The sequence below is a fragment of the Butyrivibrio sp. AE2005 genome, from assembly GCF_000686965.1.
In the GTDB taxonomy this organism is placed as follows: Bacteria; Bacillota; Clostridia; order Lachnospirales; family Lachnospiraceae; genus Butyrivibrio; species Butyrivibrio hungatei_A.
Window position 1 is genome coordinate 267,944 of record NZ_JMMD01000001.1, and the last position, 15,692, is coordinate 283,635.

The 15,692-nt window shown below is 41.5% G+C and carries 15 protein-coding genes; 13 read left to right on the forward strand and 2 right to left on the reverse strand.

Features of this window, described 5'->3' with window-relative positions:
• Nucleotides 1–17 precede the first annotated feature (17 nt).
• Nucleotides 18–1,454, forward strand: a complete 1,437-nt coding sequence (locus DL92_RS17890) for a radical SAM/SPASM domain-containing protein (protein WP_081816803.1) — start codon at nt 18–20, stop codon at nt 1,452–1,454.
• 80 nt (nt 1,455–1,534) lie between these two features.
• Here the strand turns inward: DL92_RS17890 and DL92_RS0101250 are convergent, their stop codons facing one another.
• Nucleotides 1,535–3,310, reverse strand: a complete 1,776-nt coding sequence (locus DL92_RS0101250) for an Rqc2 family fibronectin-binding protein (RefSeq protein WP_026666669.1) — start codon at nt 3,308–3,310, stop codon at nt 1,535–1,537.
• A 206-nt stretch (nt 3,311–3,516) separates the two neighbouring features.
• Between DL92_RS0101250 and DL92_RS19965 the strand changes: the two genes are divergently transcribed.
• Both DL92_RS19965 and DL92_RS0101260 read left to right on the forward strand, forming a co-directional pair.
• Nucleotides 3,517–4,341, forward strand: coding sequence for a CPBP family intramembrane glutamic endopeptidase (locus DL92_RS19965; protein ID WP_026666670.1), 825 nt, complete (start codon nt 3,517–3,519; stop codon nt 4,339–4,341).
• Nucleotides 4,342–4,361: 20 nt separating this feature from the next.
• Nucleotides 4,362–4,565 (forward strand): PspC domain-containing protein, encoded by a 204-nt coding sequence (locus DL92_RS0101260; RefSeq protein ID WP_026655074.1) that lies wholly within the window; start codon nt 4,362–4,364, stop codon nt 4,563–4,565.
• Between the two features lie 57 nt (nt 4,566–4,622).
• On the opposite strand, the gene DL92_RS0101265 is transcribed toward DL92_RS0101260, so the two are convergent.
• The gene (locus tag DL92_RS0101265; protein WP_026666671.1) at nt 4,623–5,573 is read right to left on the reverse strand and encodes an SGNH/GDSL hydrolase family protein; all 951 of its coding nucleotides are present in this window, start codon (nt 5,571–5,573) and stop codon (nt 4,623–4,625) included.
• A gap of 255 nt (nt 5,574–5,828) precedes the next feature.
• Here DL92_RS0101265 and DL92_RS0101270 point away from each other — a divergent pair, with 255 nt between their 5' ends.
• The 10 genes from DL92_RS0101270 (at nt 5,829) to DL92_RS0101315 (ending at nt 15,358) form a co-directional block, all read left to right on the forward strand.
• Nucleotides 5,829–7,328 carry a tagaturonate reductase gene (locus DL92_RS0101270; protein ID WP_026655072.1) on the forward strand — a complete coding sequence of 500 codons (1,500 nt, stop codon included), beginning with the start codon at nt 5,829–5,831 and terminating at the stop codon, nt 7,326–7,328.
• Between the two features lie 77 nt (nt 7,329–7,405).
• Nucleotides 7,406–8,293, forward strand: a complete 888-nt coding sequence (locus DL92_RS0101275; protein ID WP_026655071.1) for a YicC/YloC family endoribonuclease — start codon at nt 7,406–7,408, stop codon at nt 8,291–8,293.
• Complete coding sequence (locus tag DL92_RS0101280) at nt 8,286–8,549, forward strand: DUF370 domain-containing protein (protein WP_026655070.1); 264 nt, start codon at nt 8,286–8,288, stop codon at nt 8,547–8,549. Before DL92_RS0101275 ends, DL92_RS0101280 begins: the two co-directional genes overlap by 8 nt.
• A complete protein-coding gene (gene gmk / locus DL92_RS0101285; protein ID WP_026655069.1) occupies nt 8,539–9,159 on the forward strand; it encodes a guanylate kinase in 621 nt (206 codons plus the stop codon). Before DL92_RS0101280 ends, gmk begins: the two co-directional genes overlap by 11 nt.
• Nucleotides 9,160–9,207: 48 nt before the next feature.
• Nucleotides 9,208–9,501 carry a DNA-directed RNA polymerase subunit omega gene (gene rpoZ / locus DL92_RS17900; RefSeq protein ID WP_026655068.1) on the forward strand — a complete coding sequence of 98 codons (294 nt, stop codon included), beginning with the start codon at nt 9,208–9,210 and terminating at the stop codon, nt 9,499–9,501.
• Between the two features lies 1 nt (nt 9,502).
• Entirely contained in the window at nt 9,503–10,858 is a 1,356-nt protein-coding gene (gene rimO / locus DL92_RS0101295) for a 30S ribosomal protein S12 methylthiotransferase RimO (RefSeq protein WP_026666672.1), read from the forward strand.
• Nucleotides 10,855–11,397 carry a CDP-diacylglycerol--glycerol-3-phosphate 3-phosphatidyltransferase gene (pgsA, locus tag DL92_RS0101300; RefSeq protein ID WP_026655065.1) on the forward strand — a complete coding sequence of 181 codons (543 nt, stop codon included), beginning with the start codon at nt 10,855–10,857 and terminating at the stop codon, nt 11,395–11,397. Before rimO ends, pgsA begins: the two co-directional genes overlap by 4 nt.
• Nucleotides 11,384–13,246, forward strand: coding sequence for a DEAD/DEAH box helicase (locus DL92_RS17905; protein WP_051198941.1), 1,863 nt, complete (start codon nt 11,384–11,386; stop codon nt 13,244–13,246). The genes pgsA and DL92_RS17905 overlap by 14 nt, the downstream gene beginning before the upstream one ends.
• Before the next feature lie 33 nt (nt 13,247–13,279).
• Nucleotides 13,280–14,497 (forward strand): ion transporter, encoded by a 1,218-nt coding sequence (locus DL92_RS17910; protein WP_242845819.1) that lies wholly within the window; start codon nt 13,280–13,282, stop codon nt 14,495–14,497.
• A gap of 18 nt (nt 14,498–14,515) precedes the next feature.
• A complete protein-coding gene (locus tag DL92_RS0101315) occupies nt 14,516–15,358 on the forward strand; it encodes an HAD-IIA family hydrolase (protein WP_034461991.1) in 843 nt (280 codons plus the stop codon).
• Nucleotides 15,359–15,692 lie beyond the last annotated feature (334 nt).

Here is a 15,692-nt window from a genome sequence, read left to right on the forward strand (position 1 = left end):
AGGTTAAGAAAAAAGAAATGGCACATATTGAATATAAACCGGTTACAGCAGTCTGGGAGGTTACGATGGGATGCAACATGCGTTGCGGCCATTGCGGCTCGTCTTGCGCGGGCGCGCTCCCGGGAGAACTTAGCACAATGGAAGCTCTTGACCTATGCGATCAGATCGCGGAGCTTGGGCTGAGATGGATAACCTTGTCAGGAGGAGAGCCGCTTACAAGAAAGGATACACCGGATCTGGTGAAAAGACTTTCCGGTAACGGAGTTAAGGTAAATATCATTACCAACGGCTGGCTTCTTGATACAGATATGGCAAAAAGACTCAAAGACAGTGGGATATCTACAGTTGCAATAAGTATTGATGGTACACCGGAGATACATGACAGTGTAAGAAAAGAAGGAGCTTTTGAACACGCCCGTAATGCATTTCATGCAATGACGGAACTTGGGATAGAGACCGGCGCTGTCACAACCATAACTAAGAAAAATATAGATATCCTTTCGGATCTTAAAGAAGAATTAATCGGCATGGGAGTTAAGACATGGCAGGTACAGCTTGGTCTGCCCATGGGAAATCTTAAGGAACGCCCTGACTGGGTGCTTGAGCCGAAACAGGTCAATGATGTCATCGATTTTTGCTACAACACGGCAAAAGAGGGAAGAATTCGAATATACCCCGCCGATTGTATCGGTTATTATTCGAAAAAAGATCTTGAAACAAGGCGTATATCTTTCGGCTTTGACAGACATTCTTTGTGGGATGGCTGCAATGCGGGGGTTCGCGGCTTTGGAATATTGCATAACGGAGATATTTTGGGATGTACTTCAATTCGCTCAAAAGAGTTTATTGAAGGGAATATCCGTATGAGAAAACTGCGTGAGATATGGGAAGATGAAAATGCATTCTTATGGAGGCGCCAGCTGACAAAAGAAAAACTTTCCGGCTCATGCAAGACCTGTGTCTATGGCTCAAAGTGCCTCGGAGGCTGTCCGAATACAAGGCTTACAATGAAGGGCAGTATATACGAGGAGAACGAGTATTGCGCATACAATCTTTCTCTCAAGAAAAAAGAAACAAAGTATTCCAAGTGCGACAATGCCGCTGCATTACGCAGACTGGCAGATTCGCTTATACAGCAGGGGGATTATCAGGAAGCATCTTTTGCTCTTAAACGGACAAAAGAGCTGGATCCCGAGAATGCAGATGTATATAGCGCAATAGGCTACAGCGAATTCATGTGCGGAAACTATGAATCCTGCCTTGAAGCAAATAATAAGGCGCTCGAGATGGACAGCAATAATACTTACGCCATGGGCGGTCGTGCACTTGCTTTGTTCAGACTCGGACAGAAGGATGAAGGCATTCGCATCATGCGCGAAGCAGTCGCTTTGACAGGCGGTCGTGATATTAACCTGATTCAGGATCTGAGATACATGACAGACGGTAAGATGTGATGATATGTAAAGAATAATAGAAAGGCAGCCTTTTTCGAGGAATAGAACTGAAAAAAGGCTGCCTTTAGGTGCTTATTTCTTTAATCACTTATAAGTTTAAGAGCGGATATATCCGGTGAGATCGAAAGCGAATAGTTGGTGTAATAAACTACGAAGCCGGGTTTTGAGCCGTTTGGTTTCTTTACGTCTTTGCGCTTTAAATAGTCAATCTCGACCTTCTCCTGAACTTTTCCTTTTGAGTAGTAGGCTGCAAGGGCAGCAGCTTCCTCGAATGTTCTGTCGGGAACTTCTTTGCCTTTTGTTATGAGGACAACGTGAGATCCCGGTATCTTCTTTGCGTGAAACCACCAGTCTCCGCCGTTGGCGGTCTTGAAGGTAAGTTCATCGTTCTGGATATTATTTTTTCCGACATAGATATCAAAGCCGTCGCTAGACTGATAGTGGAAGGGCTTGCTTGTTATCTTTTCTTTGCGGCCGCTCTTTCCAAAGCCTGATTTTATGTAGCCGCTCTCGTGGAGTTCTTGCCTTATCTGGGCAAGATCTGCTTCTTTTTCTGCAATTTCAAGAGCACTCTCTATTGATTCAAGCTGCTCAATCGCTTCTTTTGATTCTTTTAGCTGCTCTTCAAGAGCTTCAGCGGTTCTCTTAAGTTTCGTATATTTATCAAAATACTTCTTGGCATTCTGGCTTGGAGTCAGAGTCGGGTCAAGTGTGATCGTTATGTCTTTTCCCGTGTTGTAATCATTGACAGTAATCTTATCGGCGCCCGGCTCCGCGCTGTAGCCGTAAACTGTAAGGAGTTCGCCGTAAATTCTGTACTTGTCCTTTTTGTCGCAGTCGAGCATTTGCTTGGTCTGAAGGTCGTACTTACGGACGTTTCTTTCAAGTGCAGTCTGAACGATTTTTCTGAGGTCGACAGACTTTTGTCTGATTCTTGTGACGACGTTCTTTTCTGCATAGTACTTGCTGATAAGCTCAGAGATACTGTTCTGGGTAACTGCGGAAAATCCCGGTGCGTCCTTGTACATGGTAAGCGGGATGGAAGAGTACTCTTTGGGCGAGTTTCCTTCATAGATGATCTCGGGCGTAAATTCGCCGTTTTTTACCATATCAACGATCTCGGAAAAAGCTCTGTAAAGCGCTATGGATTCGGATGTGTCGAGCGCTATCGCGGACTTGTCGGAATCGATGTTTGCTCTTTTACAAATCTCCTGAGAAATAACGGGCGAAAGACCTGTGTAGCCTTGATAAATCGCCTTGAATACAGGTGCACCCTTACTCAGAACAACTGCTGAGAATTCGTCTGCACTTGTCGAAAGAGGGTTCATCTTATCCTGCGAAGGAACGAAATACTCGCGGCCCGGAAGAACTTCTCTTACTGAGCTGACCGATGCGGGAATGTGCTTGATACTGTCGATTATCACATTGTCCTCGTCGGTAAAGATGATATTGCTGTATTTGCCCATGATCTCGATGAGGAGGACTTTGTGCCTAAGATCACCCATTTCATCCAGGTGCTCAATCTCAAAGCGGATAATTCGCTCAAGCCCGGGCTGAGTTACAGAAATGATGCGGCCGTTCTGGATGTGTTTTCTTAAAAGCATGCAGAAATTCGGCGCAGTCATGGGTGATGGCTTCGTTTCGTCTGTCATATAGATGAGCGGAAGAGAAGCGTCGGCCGACATGATCATCTTAGCCTGCTTTATTCCGTATTTGTCAGTGTTTTCGTAGGAAAGCTTGACCGTGATGAGAAGTTCGTCACTCTCTGTTTGAGCAATCTTGTAGACCCTTCCTCCGGTCAGAAGATCGCTCATATCTTTAGTTATATTTGCTATGGTTATACCGTCAAATGCCATTTTTTACTCCGTATATTAAAGTTGATAATATATTGTATAGTCTACTAGCCGCGGGAATGTCTGTCAAAAATGTTTTATTTTGTCAAAAAAGAGAAATAGAAGGTTTTTATATGCTGCATAGGATGTATATTTTTAAGCATTTGCTGTATATAATTACTTCATAACAAAGAGTGATATCTAACAAAAAATTAAAGACGGAGGAAGCTATGGATAAATCACTTAAACCCAAGATTAAAACAATCTTATTTGCGGCTGTTTTAATTGTGCTTATGCTTGTAACTCAGTTTGTTGCAGCTTTTTTTGGAAGTGCTGCTGTTTCATTTGTAACAGTATTTATGGGGAAAAGCTTAGATGTACAGAGTCTTATCCCGATATCTTTGCTGGTATCTGAGATAGTGTGTATTATTGTATTTGGAATCTGGTATTTCAATAAGTATGTAAAAAAAGATAAAAATGAAGGTGTGTACGAATCGGGATTAAAGAAGATTTTAAACTTCAAAGATCTTGTTTTTATCATCACACTTACTGTTGCCGGATTCTTTTTGGCGAATATAATATCTCAATTTATATCGGCTGCTATTCCGGAAGCGGGCCAAAAGTTTAAATCAGTTATGGATTCAGTTCTTGTTGATGGCAATATATTTGGTGTTATCGCAACTGCCCTGTTGGGGCCTATAGCGGAGGAACTTGTTTTTAGAGGGCTGCTTGTGAAGAATGCAAAGAAGGAATTTGGGCTTATAGGATGCATGGTGTTAAGTGGTATTGCATTTGGTATTATGCATCTTAATCCGATACAGGGTATTTATGCGATCCCTATGGGAATGATATTTGCTTATTTTGCATATAGGTATAACTCAATAATTCCGACAATATTGGCACACATTATAAACAATTCTATTGCTGTGTTTCTTCCAAAAATATATCATGGAGATATGGGATATATCACTTGCGCAGTATTGTGCTTAGCATTTTTAGCTGTTTCTGTAACTGTTAAGAAGTGTTTTTTTAAAAAAGAATTAGTTATATCATAAGGGTAAGGAGAAAGCGTAAGATGGAAAAAAGAAGAATTTATAAAAGTAATGACAGAAAGATCTGTGGTGTATGCGGAGGACTTGCGGAGTTTTTCGGAATTGATCCCACAATAGTTCGCCTCGTTTATGCGATACTTGCACTTACATACGGAAGCGGATTATTGATTTACATCATTGCAGCAATCATCATGGATGATAAGCCGGATTATGTAAGCAGAGGATGATTGATTATAATGTTAAAGGCTATGCATGTGATCTATGCATAGCCTTTCTTTTTAAAATCAGAATCCGATTCTCTCAATTTCCGCAGCGAGATTTCTTCCGTATGTCTCGCATCCGAAGCAATTGGGATGAAGATTGTCCAGGAAGTATTCGGGGAAGTGAGGTACCATTTTCATTCCGTCGATGATCTTTACGTTTTTGTATTGTCCGGCAATATCTCTGACTTTTTCGCAGAAAGAATATAGCGTCGGCAATTCGTCTATATGATCTCCTCTCCACAGAGGCGATATGCAAAGAATAGGTATCTCATTACCGTATATACCGGTTAAAGTCTCGTAATATTCCTCGACTTTGCTCATGTCGCCGTCGCCGTACTGATTGGTCCCGAGCGCAACAATAATCTTGTCCGGCATATAGCCGTCCATTTTCATGAGCGACTTCTTATCATATATATATCCGCCGATGCCCTGGTTAAGGATGTCATAATTAAGAATCCTGTTGGCGACGCTTACATATGTACAGGACGATCGTAAGGGGCCGTAGCCTTGAGTGATGGAATCTCCGAGCCACAATACTTTTTCACCTTTAACAGCGGGAATTACATCGGCATCTATCGTGAAGTTCTTGATCCAGACCGTGGCATCTGCCGGAAGATAGATGATTACATTCTTTTTACCTTCGGGAAGTTCCCATTCAATTGTGCCGACATCCATGATGTCTTTTACATATTTGATTTCGGTTACAAATCCGTCGACCAAGAGCTCAAAAGAATCGGGAGAGCCCTTCCATATTATCTTGTAATCAAATGAGAGTTTACTTGCGGATGTAGTAAACTCAAGCGTTTTGGCGGTTGTTGCGGTGCAGCGGTCATACCACATCTCAAACGCGCCTTTAAAGTATTCAACTTGCTTTTTGGAATACTGAAAAGCCTGAAGATATCCGTCTTCGGTCTCTTCAAATTCATAGGCCCCAAAATAAATCTTTTTTAATTCTTCATTTGTAAAAATCATTGCTATAACCTCCCAAACTGCCTGGCGCCTAATGTTTCTTTGTTTTATGCCAAAGCAGTACATTTTTAATTATAATGAACAGCTTACATGTTGTCATTACTTGGATGAATCTTACGAATCTCTTTCCAAAATATGGCATTTTTTGATATTTATAATTATTTTATTGTAAACGCTTACATAATCTGTTATAACAGTAAAAGTAAAGATTTTTATTCAAAAATTAATGTAAGAAGTTACATTCGGAGGGTATGGGTTATGCAGCTATTAAATTACGATGTTTTGGCAAATACAGGTTACAAGGGATTTGTACAAAAAGATGCGCAGATTAAGGTTCTTCAGTTTGGAGAAGGCAACTTTCTTCGCGCGTTTGTTGATTATTTTTTTGATATAAGTAATGAAAAAGCAGGTTTTGACGGCAAGGTTGCGCTGGTTCAGCCAATCGCGCAGGGACTTACGAAGCTCATTAACGATCAGGAGGGGCTTTACACTCTGTATCTCAGAGGAAGCGAGAACGGAGAGAAGGTAGATCTTAAGAGAGTTATTTCTGCGGTCAAATGCTGTCTTAATCCTTATGAAAAGAGCGATTTCGATAAGATGATGGAGATTGCCGCGAGCGATTCTCTCGATATCATCGTTTCAAATACAACGGAGGCGGGAATTGCTTACGATCCTTCCTGCAAGTTTGAGGATGTTCCTGCAAGCAGCTTCCCCGGAAAGCTCACACAGGTTCTTTATACACGATTCAAGGCAGGCAAGAAGGGCGTGGTTATTCTTTCCTGCGAGCTTATCGATAATAACGGAAAAGAGCTCCTTAAGTGCGTAAACAGTTATATCGATCAGTGGAATCTCGGCGAGGAGTTCAAGAACTGGGTGAATGCTGACAACATTTTTTGTTCAACTCTCGTAGACAGGATTGTTCCGGGACGTATCCGCGATGCAAAAGAAGTTGAGAAGCTCGAAGCTGAAAACGGCTATCACGATGAGCTCATTGATGTCGGTGAGATATTCGGTGTCTGGATAATCGAAGGCCCCAAGGAACTTGAGGACAGGCTTCCTTTTAAGAAGGCAGGAGTAAATGTTCATGTTGTTCCTGATGTTATGCCGTATAAACACCGCAAAGTCCGCATTCTTAACGGGGCACACACGGGATTTGTGCTTGGCGCGTATCTTGCGGGACAGGATATTGTAAGAGACTGTATGCAGAATGATACAATCGCAGGTTTCATGAACAAGATGCTTAATGACGAGGTTATTCCGACGCTTGTGGATCACCTTGATAAGGACGATCTTGATGAGTTCGCGAGTGCGGTTAAGGACAGATTCAACAATCCTTTCGTAAATCATGAGCTTATGTCGATATCGCTTAACTCAACAAGTAAGTGGAAGGCAAGAAATATGCCGTCATTCCTTCAGTATATTGAGAAGAACGGCAAACTTCCCGTATGTCTTACAATGTCACTTGCGGCATATATTGCTTTTTATTCAAATGATATATCCGAGCTTACGGACGCAGGGCTTTTATGCAAAAGACCTGCAGGCAATACCTACACTGTAAGCGATGACAGATGGGTTCTTGAGTTCTACTATGAGCACAGAGCCGATTCCGAAGAAGCGCTTGTTAAAGCAGTTCTCGGAAACAAGAATATGTGGGATACTGACCTTAATGAAATAGAAGGTCTTACAGACGCAGTTATAAAAAATCTTGAGAAAATACGTAAAGAAGGTGCCGAGGCAGCATATGCAAGCTGTCTCTGATTTGCATTGACCTTAATTTTGGGTTATATTATAATAACTTGTGTATTATTATGCCCAAAAATAAGGGGGATTTACAGATGGTCTGCAGTATGACTGGTTTTGGCAGAAGTGAAGTCACAGAAGGTCAACGCAAGTACATTGTTGAGCTTAAATCTGTTAACAATCGTTATCTTGATATAAATGTCAAGATGCCTAAGAAATTCAACGCATTTGAGTCTGCAATTCGTTCAGAACTAAAAGGCTATATGAAACGTGGCAAAGTTGATGTGTTTGTCAGCTACGAGGATTTTTCGGAGTCCGAGTCCAAGGTTAAATATAACAAGGCTATCGCGCAGGAATACTACGATGCTTTGCAGGAAATGATCAAGGACTTTAACCTTGATGATGAGATAAGACTTCCTCTTTTATCCAAGTTTCCCGAAGTCTTCACAATGGAAGAAGAGGAGCTTGATGAGGAAGAAGTTTGGACGGGGCTTAAGAGAGCTCTGAATGAAGCCGGCAAACAGTTCATGGAGTCAAGAGCTAAGGAAGGTGAATTCCTTTGCGCCGATCTCACGGCAAAACTTGAGGAGATGCTTGAGAATGTCGAGTATATTACCGAGCGTTCGCCTGAAATCATCAAAGAGTATAAGGCTAAACTCAGAGAGAAGATTCAGGATCTGATGGAAGATAAGCAGATCGATGAGAATCGTCTCGCCATGGAAGTTACCATATTTGCCGATAAGGTATGCGTGGATGAGGAACTTACAAGACTCAGAAGCCATATAGAAGCGACATCAGATGCACTCAGAAACGGTGATGACAAGGATGGAATCGGAAGAAAACTTGATTTCCTTGCGCAGGAAATGAACAGGGAAGCCAATACTATCCTTTCTAAATCAACTGATCTTAAGATCTCCGACAGGGGAATCTCACTTAAGACCAATATAGAAAAAGTAAGGGAGCAGATTCAGAACATTGAGTAAACTCATTCATATTGGATTTGGCAACATTGTCAACGCCGACAAGATTATCAGTATAGTCAGTCCTGACGCAGCTCCGATAAAGAGAATGGTTCAGAAGGCCAAGGAACAGGGGACGGGTGTTGATGCAACGCAAGGACGTAAGACCAAGGCTGTTTTAGTCATGGAGAACGGTATGCTTGTGTTATCAGCTCTTTTGCCTGAAACAATCAGTGCAAGAGCACAATCAGAGAGTGAGAATATTACAGATGAATCGTAAAGGTATTATAATTGTTGTCTCGGGCTTTTCAGGCGCGGGCAAAGGCACAGTAATGAAGGCACTTACAGCAAAGTACGATCAGTATGCTCTGTCTGTATCGGCTACGACCAGAACTCCCAGAACGGGCGAGGTCAACGGAAGAGAGTACTTTTTTGTAACTACCGAAGAATTTGAGAAGATGATCGATGAAGACGGGCTTATCGAACACGCCAAATATGTCAATCACTACTACGGAACTCCCAGAAAGTACGTAGAGGATAAGCTTGCCAACGGAATCGATGTTATCCTTGAGATTGAGATTCAGGGAGCGCTTCAGATCAAAGAACAGTATAAGGACGCAGTTCTTTTATTCATAACACCTCCTTCAGCCGGGGAACTCGAGAAGAGACTTCGCGGAAGAGGAACTGAGACCGATGAAGTCATAAAGAAACGCCTTAGCAGGGCAAAAGAGGAATCGGTTGGAATTGAGAAGTACGACTATATTGTTGTCAATGATAAGCTCGAGGAGTGCGTTGAGAATGTGCACAGGATCATAAGTGCAGCTCATTGCAGTCCGGACAGAAATCTTGAATTTATAGATGACATAAGGCATCAGCTTGAAAAATACTAATTTAATCAAATAAATGTTATTTGCGGATATCCGCAGGAAAGGAACAACATGATACATCCTTCATATGTAGATCTGATGAAAGTAGTAAACAAGGGAGTTGAAGAGGGTGAGGAGCCTGTAATCAGCTCAAGATATTCAGTAGTTATGGCTACTGCAAAGAGAGCAAGACAGATTATTGCAGGTGACGAGCCTATGGTTAAGGTTAAGGATAAGCAGAAGCCTCTTTCAATTGCGGTTGAGGAAATGAATCAGGATACTCTTCGCATTCTTACTGAAGAGGAAAAAGAAAAGCTTGATAGCGCAGACGCAATTGAGGAAGTTGAGAGTACAGAAGAAAACTGATATGAAGATATTGTTTGTATCGCTTGGATGCGACAAAAATAGAGTTGATACCGAGGTTATGCTTGGTATGTTGCATAGCCGTGGGTATGACTTTACAGATGATGAATCGGAAGCAGAAGCAGCAGTTGTAAACACCTGCTGCTTTATAAATGATGCTAAGCAGGAAAGCATTGATGCAATACTTGAACTTGCGGAGCTTCGAAAGGCAGGACAGCTGAAGGCGCTTATCGTTACGGGCTGTCTTGCACAGAGATACAAGGAAGAGATTCAGGATGAGATTCCGGAAGTCGATGAAATCCTTGGTGTAACATCCTCTGATAAGATCATAGAAGCTATTGATGAGACTTTAGCCAGAAACACGATTTTTTCTCACAAGAACTATTTTGATGATATCAATAAAAAGCCTGTGGGAGGCATGGACAGAATTATTACTACAGGCGGTCTTTTTAATTATCTTAAGATTGCAGAAGGGTGCGATAAACATTGCACTTATTGCATAATACCCAAAGTTAGAGGAAATTACAGAAGTGTTCCGATGGAGCAGCTTTTGGAAGATGCCAATAAGCTTGCGGAAAAAGGTGTTTCTGAACTTTTGATAGTTGCACAGGAAACAACCTTGTACGGAATGGATCTCTACGGAGAGAAGAAACTCCCTGAACTCTTGCATAAGCTTTGCGAGATTGAGGGCTTTAAGTGGATAAGGGTTTTGTATTGTTATCCGGAAGAGATCACCGATGAACTTATTCAAACTATAAAAAATGAGCCTAAGATATGTAATTATCTTGATATACCCATTCAGTCCGGATCGGATAAGATCCTTAAGAAGATGGGGCGCAGAACCAGCAATGCCGAGATTAGGGAGCTTGTAGGCAAGCTTCGAAAAGAGATTCCGGATATTTGCATAAGAACAACGCTTATAAGCGGGTTCCCCGGAGAAACTGCGGAAGATCACAATGAGACGATGGCGCTTGTGAGAGATCTTCGATTTGACAGATTGGGTGTATTTACATATTCACAGGAAGAAGATACACCTGCTGCGACTATGCCGGATCAGGTATCTGAGAGGGTTAAGACGACCAGAAGGAATAAACTTATGAAGCTTCAGCAGGAAATTGCGTTTGAAGCTGCCGGTGAGATGGTCGGAAGAGATGTCGATGCGGTTATCGAAGGCAGAATCACAGATTCAGATGATGATGACGGCCTGTCCTATGTTGCGCGTACATATAAGGATGCTCCTGATATAGACGGTTATCTTTTTGTGACCGGAGTGCAGAGAGAGCTTATGACAGGCGATTATATAAAGGTACATATAACAGGCTCTAACGAATACGACTTGATTGGGGAGGAAAAAATATGAATTTACCGAACAAATTAACAGTATGCAGAGTAATATTGATTCCTTTTTTTGTATTTTTTCTTTTATTTGATCCTAACAGCGTTTCATTTAAATGGATCGCGCTTGGAATATTTGTAATAGCAAGTCTTACCGATATGCTTGATGGAAAGATTGCGAGAAAATATAACCTTATCACTGATTTTGGTAAGTTTATGGATCCTTTGGCAGACAAACTTCTTGTTTGCAGTGCGATGATAGGACTTATAGAACTTGGAAGAATTCCTTCATGGATAGTTATAGTTATCATCGCCAGAGAATTCGTTATCAGTGGATTCAGACTTATTGCTTCCGACAACGGAAGAGTAATTGCCGCAAGCTACTGGGGCAAATTTAAGACAACGTTTCAAATGATTATGGTAATCCTGATGATCGCAAATATACAGAACGACGCTTTTTATATGCTTACACAGGTAATTATGTGGATAGCGCTTGCGCTCACCATCATTTCTCTTGTGGATTACCTTGTAAAAAATAAGGATGTAATGAATGGAAGTAAATAATAACAACGAAGAAATAAAGATCAGATATGACGAATCAGGTCTTAATGAGAAGATAATCCGTGCTGTTTCAGAGATGGGATTTGAGTATATGTCCCCCATCCAGAAAGCGGCAATTCCTGTAATGATGGAAGGTAAAGATATCATAGGTCAGGCGCAGACGGGTACAGGTAAGACCGCTGCGTTTGGTATTCCTCTTTTGGAGAAAGTTGATCCCGAGAATAAACACTTACAGGCAGTTGTGCTTTGCCCTACAAGAGAGCTTGCAATGCAGGCTGCCGACGATATAAGAGATTTTGCCAAGTATATGCATGGAATCAAGGTTCTTGCGGTATACGGAGGCCAGGATATTTCAAGACAGATAAGAGCACTTTCGGCCGGAGTACAGATTGTTGTCGGCACACCCGGACGTGTTATGGACCACATGAGAAGACATACCATGAAGATGAAGGATGTCAGGGTTCTCGTACTTGATGAGGCGGATGAGATGCTTGATATGGGCTTTAGAGAGGATATTGAGACTATCCTTGAAGGAATGCCCGAGGAGAGACAGACAGCTCTTTTTTCAGCAACAATGCCCGAGCCTATTTTGCAGATAACAAGAAAGTATCAGAAAGATGCTGAATATATAAAGATGACTCCCAAGGAGATCACTGTAGCAGCGATCGAGCAGACTTACTACAGGGTTCCACAGAGAATGAAGGAAGAAGTTCTTGTAAGACTTCTTGATTATTTCAATCCCGGAAGAACACTTATTTTCTGTAATACAAAGAGAATGGTTGATGAGCTTTCAGAGAAGCTCAAGGGCAAGGGATTCCTTGCAGACGGACTTCACGGCGATCTTTCACAGAATCAGAGAGACACCGTTATGAAGCTCTTTAGAACCGATAAGATCAATATCCTTATCGCTACGGATGTTGCGGCAAGAGGAATTGACGTAAGCGGTGTTGAGGCTGTATTTAACTTCGATATTCCCGAGGATATCGAGTATTATGTTCACAGAATCGGAAGAACAGGTCGTGCGGGCAGAAGCGGTAAGTCATTTACGCTTGTCGGCGGAAGAGAGATGTACAAGCTCCGTGAGATTGAGAGAGTTTGTCATACCAAGATTGAGGAAAGAAGAGTTCCTTCTGCAAAAGAGATCACAAGAGTTAAGTCACAGAAGGTATTCGGTGAAGTTATAGATATAATCGAGAACGGCGATATTACTTCTACTCTTGAATTTGTAAATCAGAAAATTGAAGAGGGCGAGTATACTGCGGAGCAGCTTGCTGCCGGATTCATGAAGCTCAAGATGGGTGCCGATATCGAGGATCTTGTTCTCTTTGAGAAAGACCGTGATTACGGCGATCGCAGACGCAGAGGTGGAAGAGATTACCGTTATGACGAGAGAACCGGAAAGAGAGACAGAAGAAGAGGTCCTAACGGTGGAAGAAGAGCTTCCGATATGAAAAAAGGCGCGTTTGAAGGCAGACGCGCTACAGACGGTAAGAGAGGTTCATCTTCGGGCAGAAGAAAGTTTGAAGACAGAAGGGGAAGCGATAAGCGCAGATCCTCTTATAAGAATGCGGAGCTCCCTGAAAGAGAGAACACTTCTCCCAAGCCGAGAAGAGAACGTTCTTCATCCAAGTCATATCAGGACGGAGCATCTGTGTTTGAGAATGTAGGAAGACTCAACATCAAGGATGAGAAATCTACAAAAGCATGGTATATGGGCGAAGATAGAGATACAATGAATGTATCAAAGTCAGATCGCAAAAATATAAAAGCAGAGAATAAAAAGAGAAGTATTGATTATCTTCAGGATGTCGACGATCTTGTAATGGAAAGCTTTGGAAAACGCAAAAAGTAAAGATTTATGGCTGAGCGTAAGGGAGGCGGAACAGTGAAAGACAGAAAAACTCTGATCGGCAAGACCTTAAGAGCAAAGATATTTAATATGGTCAGTGTCGGCGTGATAGATGAGCCTATCAACAGATTCTATGACTTTTTGAGTATTGTTGCACTTGTTCTAAATCTCTTTTCAGCATTTGCGATAACCTACAATTACATGGAGGAGCATTATAAAGGGCTCCTTCTTGGGATTGAGGCTGTGACAACATTTTTCTTTGCAATTGACTATATCTTACGGCTTCTTTCCGCTAATGAGCTTTATCCAAAGGATAGTGAGCTTACATCACTCAGAAAATATATTTTGTCTTTTACGGGTATTGTTGATCTTTTATCGTTTTTACCCTACTATCTTTCAGTATTTTTCCCGGTATTCTTTCCGGCAGGAACAGCTGTATTCAAACTCTTCAGAGTTGCAAGGATTCTCAGGCTGTTCAGAATCAATTCCTATTACGATCAACTTAATGTCATAACGGAAGTAATAAACAGAAAGAAGCAGCAGCTCATGGCTTCTGTGTTTATAATACTTATACTTATGATGGCAGCAAGCCTTTGTATGTACAGCGTTGAGCATGACAGGCAACCGAAAGTGTTTAAAAATGCCTTTTCCGGTATATGGTGGTCGGCATCGACGCTTCTAACCATAGGATACGGCGATATATACCCTGTTACGATTATGGGTAAGATACTTGCGATAATAATTGCATTTCTGGGCGTCGGAATGGTCGCAATCCCTACAGGTATCATTTCCGCGGGATTCGTCGAACAGTTCCAGAGGCTTAAGGATATAGGAGAGTTTGCGGAAGAAGAGAATATTCACTTTATCAGGGTCGTGCTTGGGAGTAATGATTCATGGACGGGGAAGAAGGTTGCCGATATAGGCCTTCCGAAGGATATCATGGTGGTGGCTGTTCAGAGAAACAATGAAACGATAATTCCAAGGGGCGGCACTGTTCTTCGTGCAAACGATCTTATTGTTTTGTGCGCCGAAAAGACCAAGGAACTTCAGCCTGTTGCGATAAAAGAGATTGTCATAAATGAAGGCCATTCATGGAATAACACTGCGATCAGGGATATAGACATTTCTAGACAAAGTTATATCTTCATGGTGAGAAGAGATAATAAAGCCCTGGTTCCTAACGGTAAACTTGTTATAAAAACAGGTGATATTGTTTTGCTTTATGACAAGCACCTGCATAATGAAAATATATAGAAGACTGACGAGGTAAAAATGTTTAGCTTGGAGAATAAGAAAAAAATACTTAATAACACGGATCTGTTTGTACTTGATATGGACGGAACCTTCTATCTTGAAAATGACATATTGGATGGCTCGCTTGACTTTCTGGAAGCGGTGAAAAGAGCCGGCAAAAGGTATATCTTCTTTACCAATAATTCATCTACTTCTTCTGAGGAGTACATCAAGAAACTTGCGCGAATGAACTGCCATATCACGAGTGATATGATCATGACATCGGGAGATGTGATGATAAAATTTTTGCAGACAAAGTATCAGGGAAAATCAGTGTATCTTCTCGGTACAGAGCCGCTCAGAAAGAGCTTTGTCGATGCGGGAATAAATCTGTATGATGCAAAGACGGGAGTATCTGCGGATGGAAGGAAAGCAGAGCGTCCCGATATCGTTGTTGTCGGATTTGACAAGACTCTTACTTATGAGACTCTTACAAATGCGTGCATATATATACGAGAGGGAGCAACTTTTCTTGCGACACATCTGGATATCAATTGTCCTGTGAAAAACGGATTTATCCCCGATTGCGGCGCAATATGTGCAGCGATTGAACTTTCTACTGGAGTTAAGCCAAGATTTGTCGGAAAGCCTTTTAAAGAAACGGTTGATATGATAGTTGCATCTACGGGAATTTCTGCTGAAAGAATTGCATTTGTAGGGGACAGAATATATACGGACGTTGCGACCGGTGTAAATAACGGCGCAATGGGAGTTCTGGTTCTTACGGGCGAGACCAAAAAAGAGGATATTCCTACATCTAAAGTGCAACCTGATGTGGTATTTGCTTCGATTAAAGAGATGGGAGAATTGCTTTCAGAGTAATAAATATTTGTATAAAAAGTTAAACAGGGCGGAAATCTTGCGATTTCTGCCCTGTTTAGAAAAGAGAGAAAAGTGGGGGTTTACTTTGAGGATAGCTTAAACAGTGGTTGTGATTACTTTTAACCACAATCTGATTTTATTTAATTTTTTTGATTATGTCTATGCCTATAAGCACAAAGTGTAATTTTTGCAAGATTTCGTTCATATTAGTGTACAAATTAATTAGTAGGCTAAAATTAGCCTATCAAAGTAAGCAAGCGAAATGTGTGTACTTTTCCGTAACACGCAATATTATTTAAAATAAATTAGCTTTATGATATAGTTAAAAATACCT

What these genes read in the sequence shown, in the direction of transcription:
- DL92_RS17890 (WP_081816803.1), top strand. Translation starts at nt 18, where the DNA reads ATGGCACATATTGAATATAAACCGGTTACAGCAGTCTGGGAGGTTACG.
- DL92_RS17905 (WP_051198941.1), top strand. Translation starts at nt 11,384, where the DNA reads ATGGAAGTAAATAATAACAACGAAGAAATAAAGATCAGATATGACGAA.
- DL92_RS0101250 (WP_026666669.1), bottom strand. Translation starts at nt 3,310, where the DNA reads ATGGCATTTGACGGTATAACCATAGCAAATATAACTAAAGATATGAGC.
- rpoZ (WP_026655068.1), top strand. Translation starts at nt 9,208, where the DNA reads ATGATACATCCTTCATATGTAGATCTGATGAAAGTAGTAAACAAGGGA.
- DL92_RS0101265 (WP_026666671.1), bottom strand. Translation starts at nt 5,573, where the DNA reads ATGATTTTTACAAATGAAGAATTAAAAAAGATTTATTTTGGGGCCTAT.
- rimO (WP_026666672.1), top strand. Translation starts at nt 9,503, where the DNA reads ATGAAGATATTGTTTGTATCGCTTGGATGCGACAAAAATAGAGTTGAT.
- DL92_RS0101275 (WP_026655071.1), top strand. Translation starts at nt 7,406, where the DNA reads ATGGTCTGCAGTATGACTGGTTTTGGCAGAAGTGAAGTCACAGAAGGT.
- DL92_RS0101270 (WP_026655072.1), top strand. Translation starts at nt 5,829, where the DNA reads ATGCAGCTATTAAATTACGATGTTTTGGCAAATACAGGTTACAAGGGA.
- DL92_RS19965 (WP_026666670.1), top strand. Translation starts at nt 3,517, where the DNA reads ATGGATAAATCACTTAAACCCAAGATTAAAACAATCTTATTTGCGGCT.
- DL92_RS0101260 (WP_026655074.1), top strand. Translation starts at nt 4,362, where the DNA reads ATGGAAAAAAGAAGAATTTATAAAAGTAATGACAGAAAGATCTGTGGT.
- DL92_RS0101315 (WP_034461991.1), top strand. Translation starts at nt 14,516, where the DNA reads ATGTTTAGCTTGGAGAATAAGAAAAAAATACTTAATAACACGGATCTG.
- gmk (WP_026655069.1), top strand. Translation starts at nt 8,539, where the DNA reads ATGAATCGTAAAGGTATTATAATTGTTGTCTCGGGCTTTTCAGGCGCG.
- pgsA (WP_026655065.1), top strand. Translation starts at nt 10,855, where the DNA reads ATGAATTTACCGAACAAATTAACAGTATGCAGAGTAATATTGATTCCT.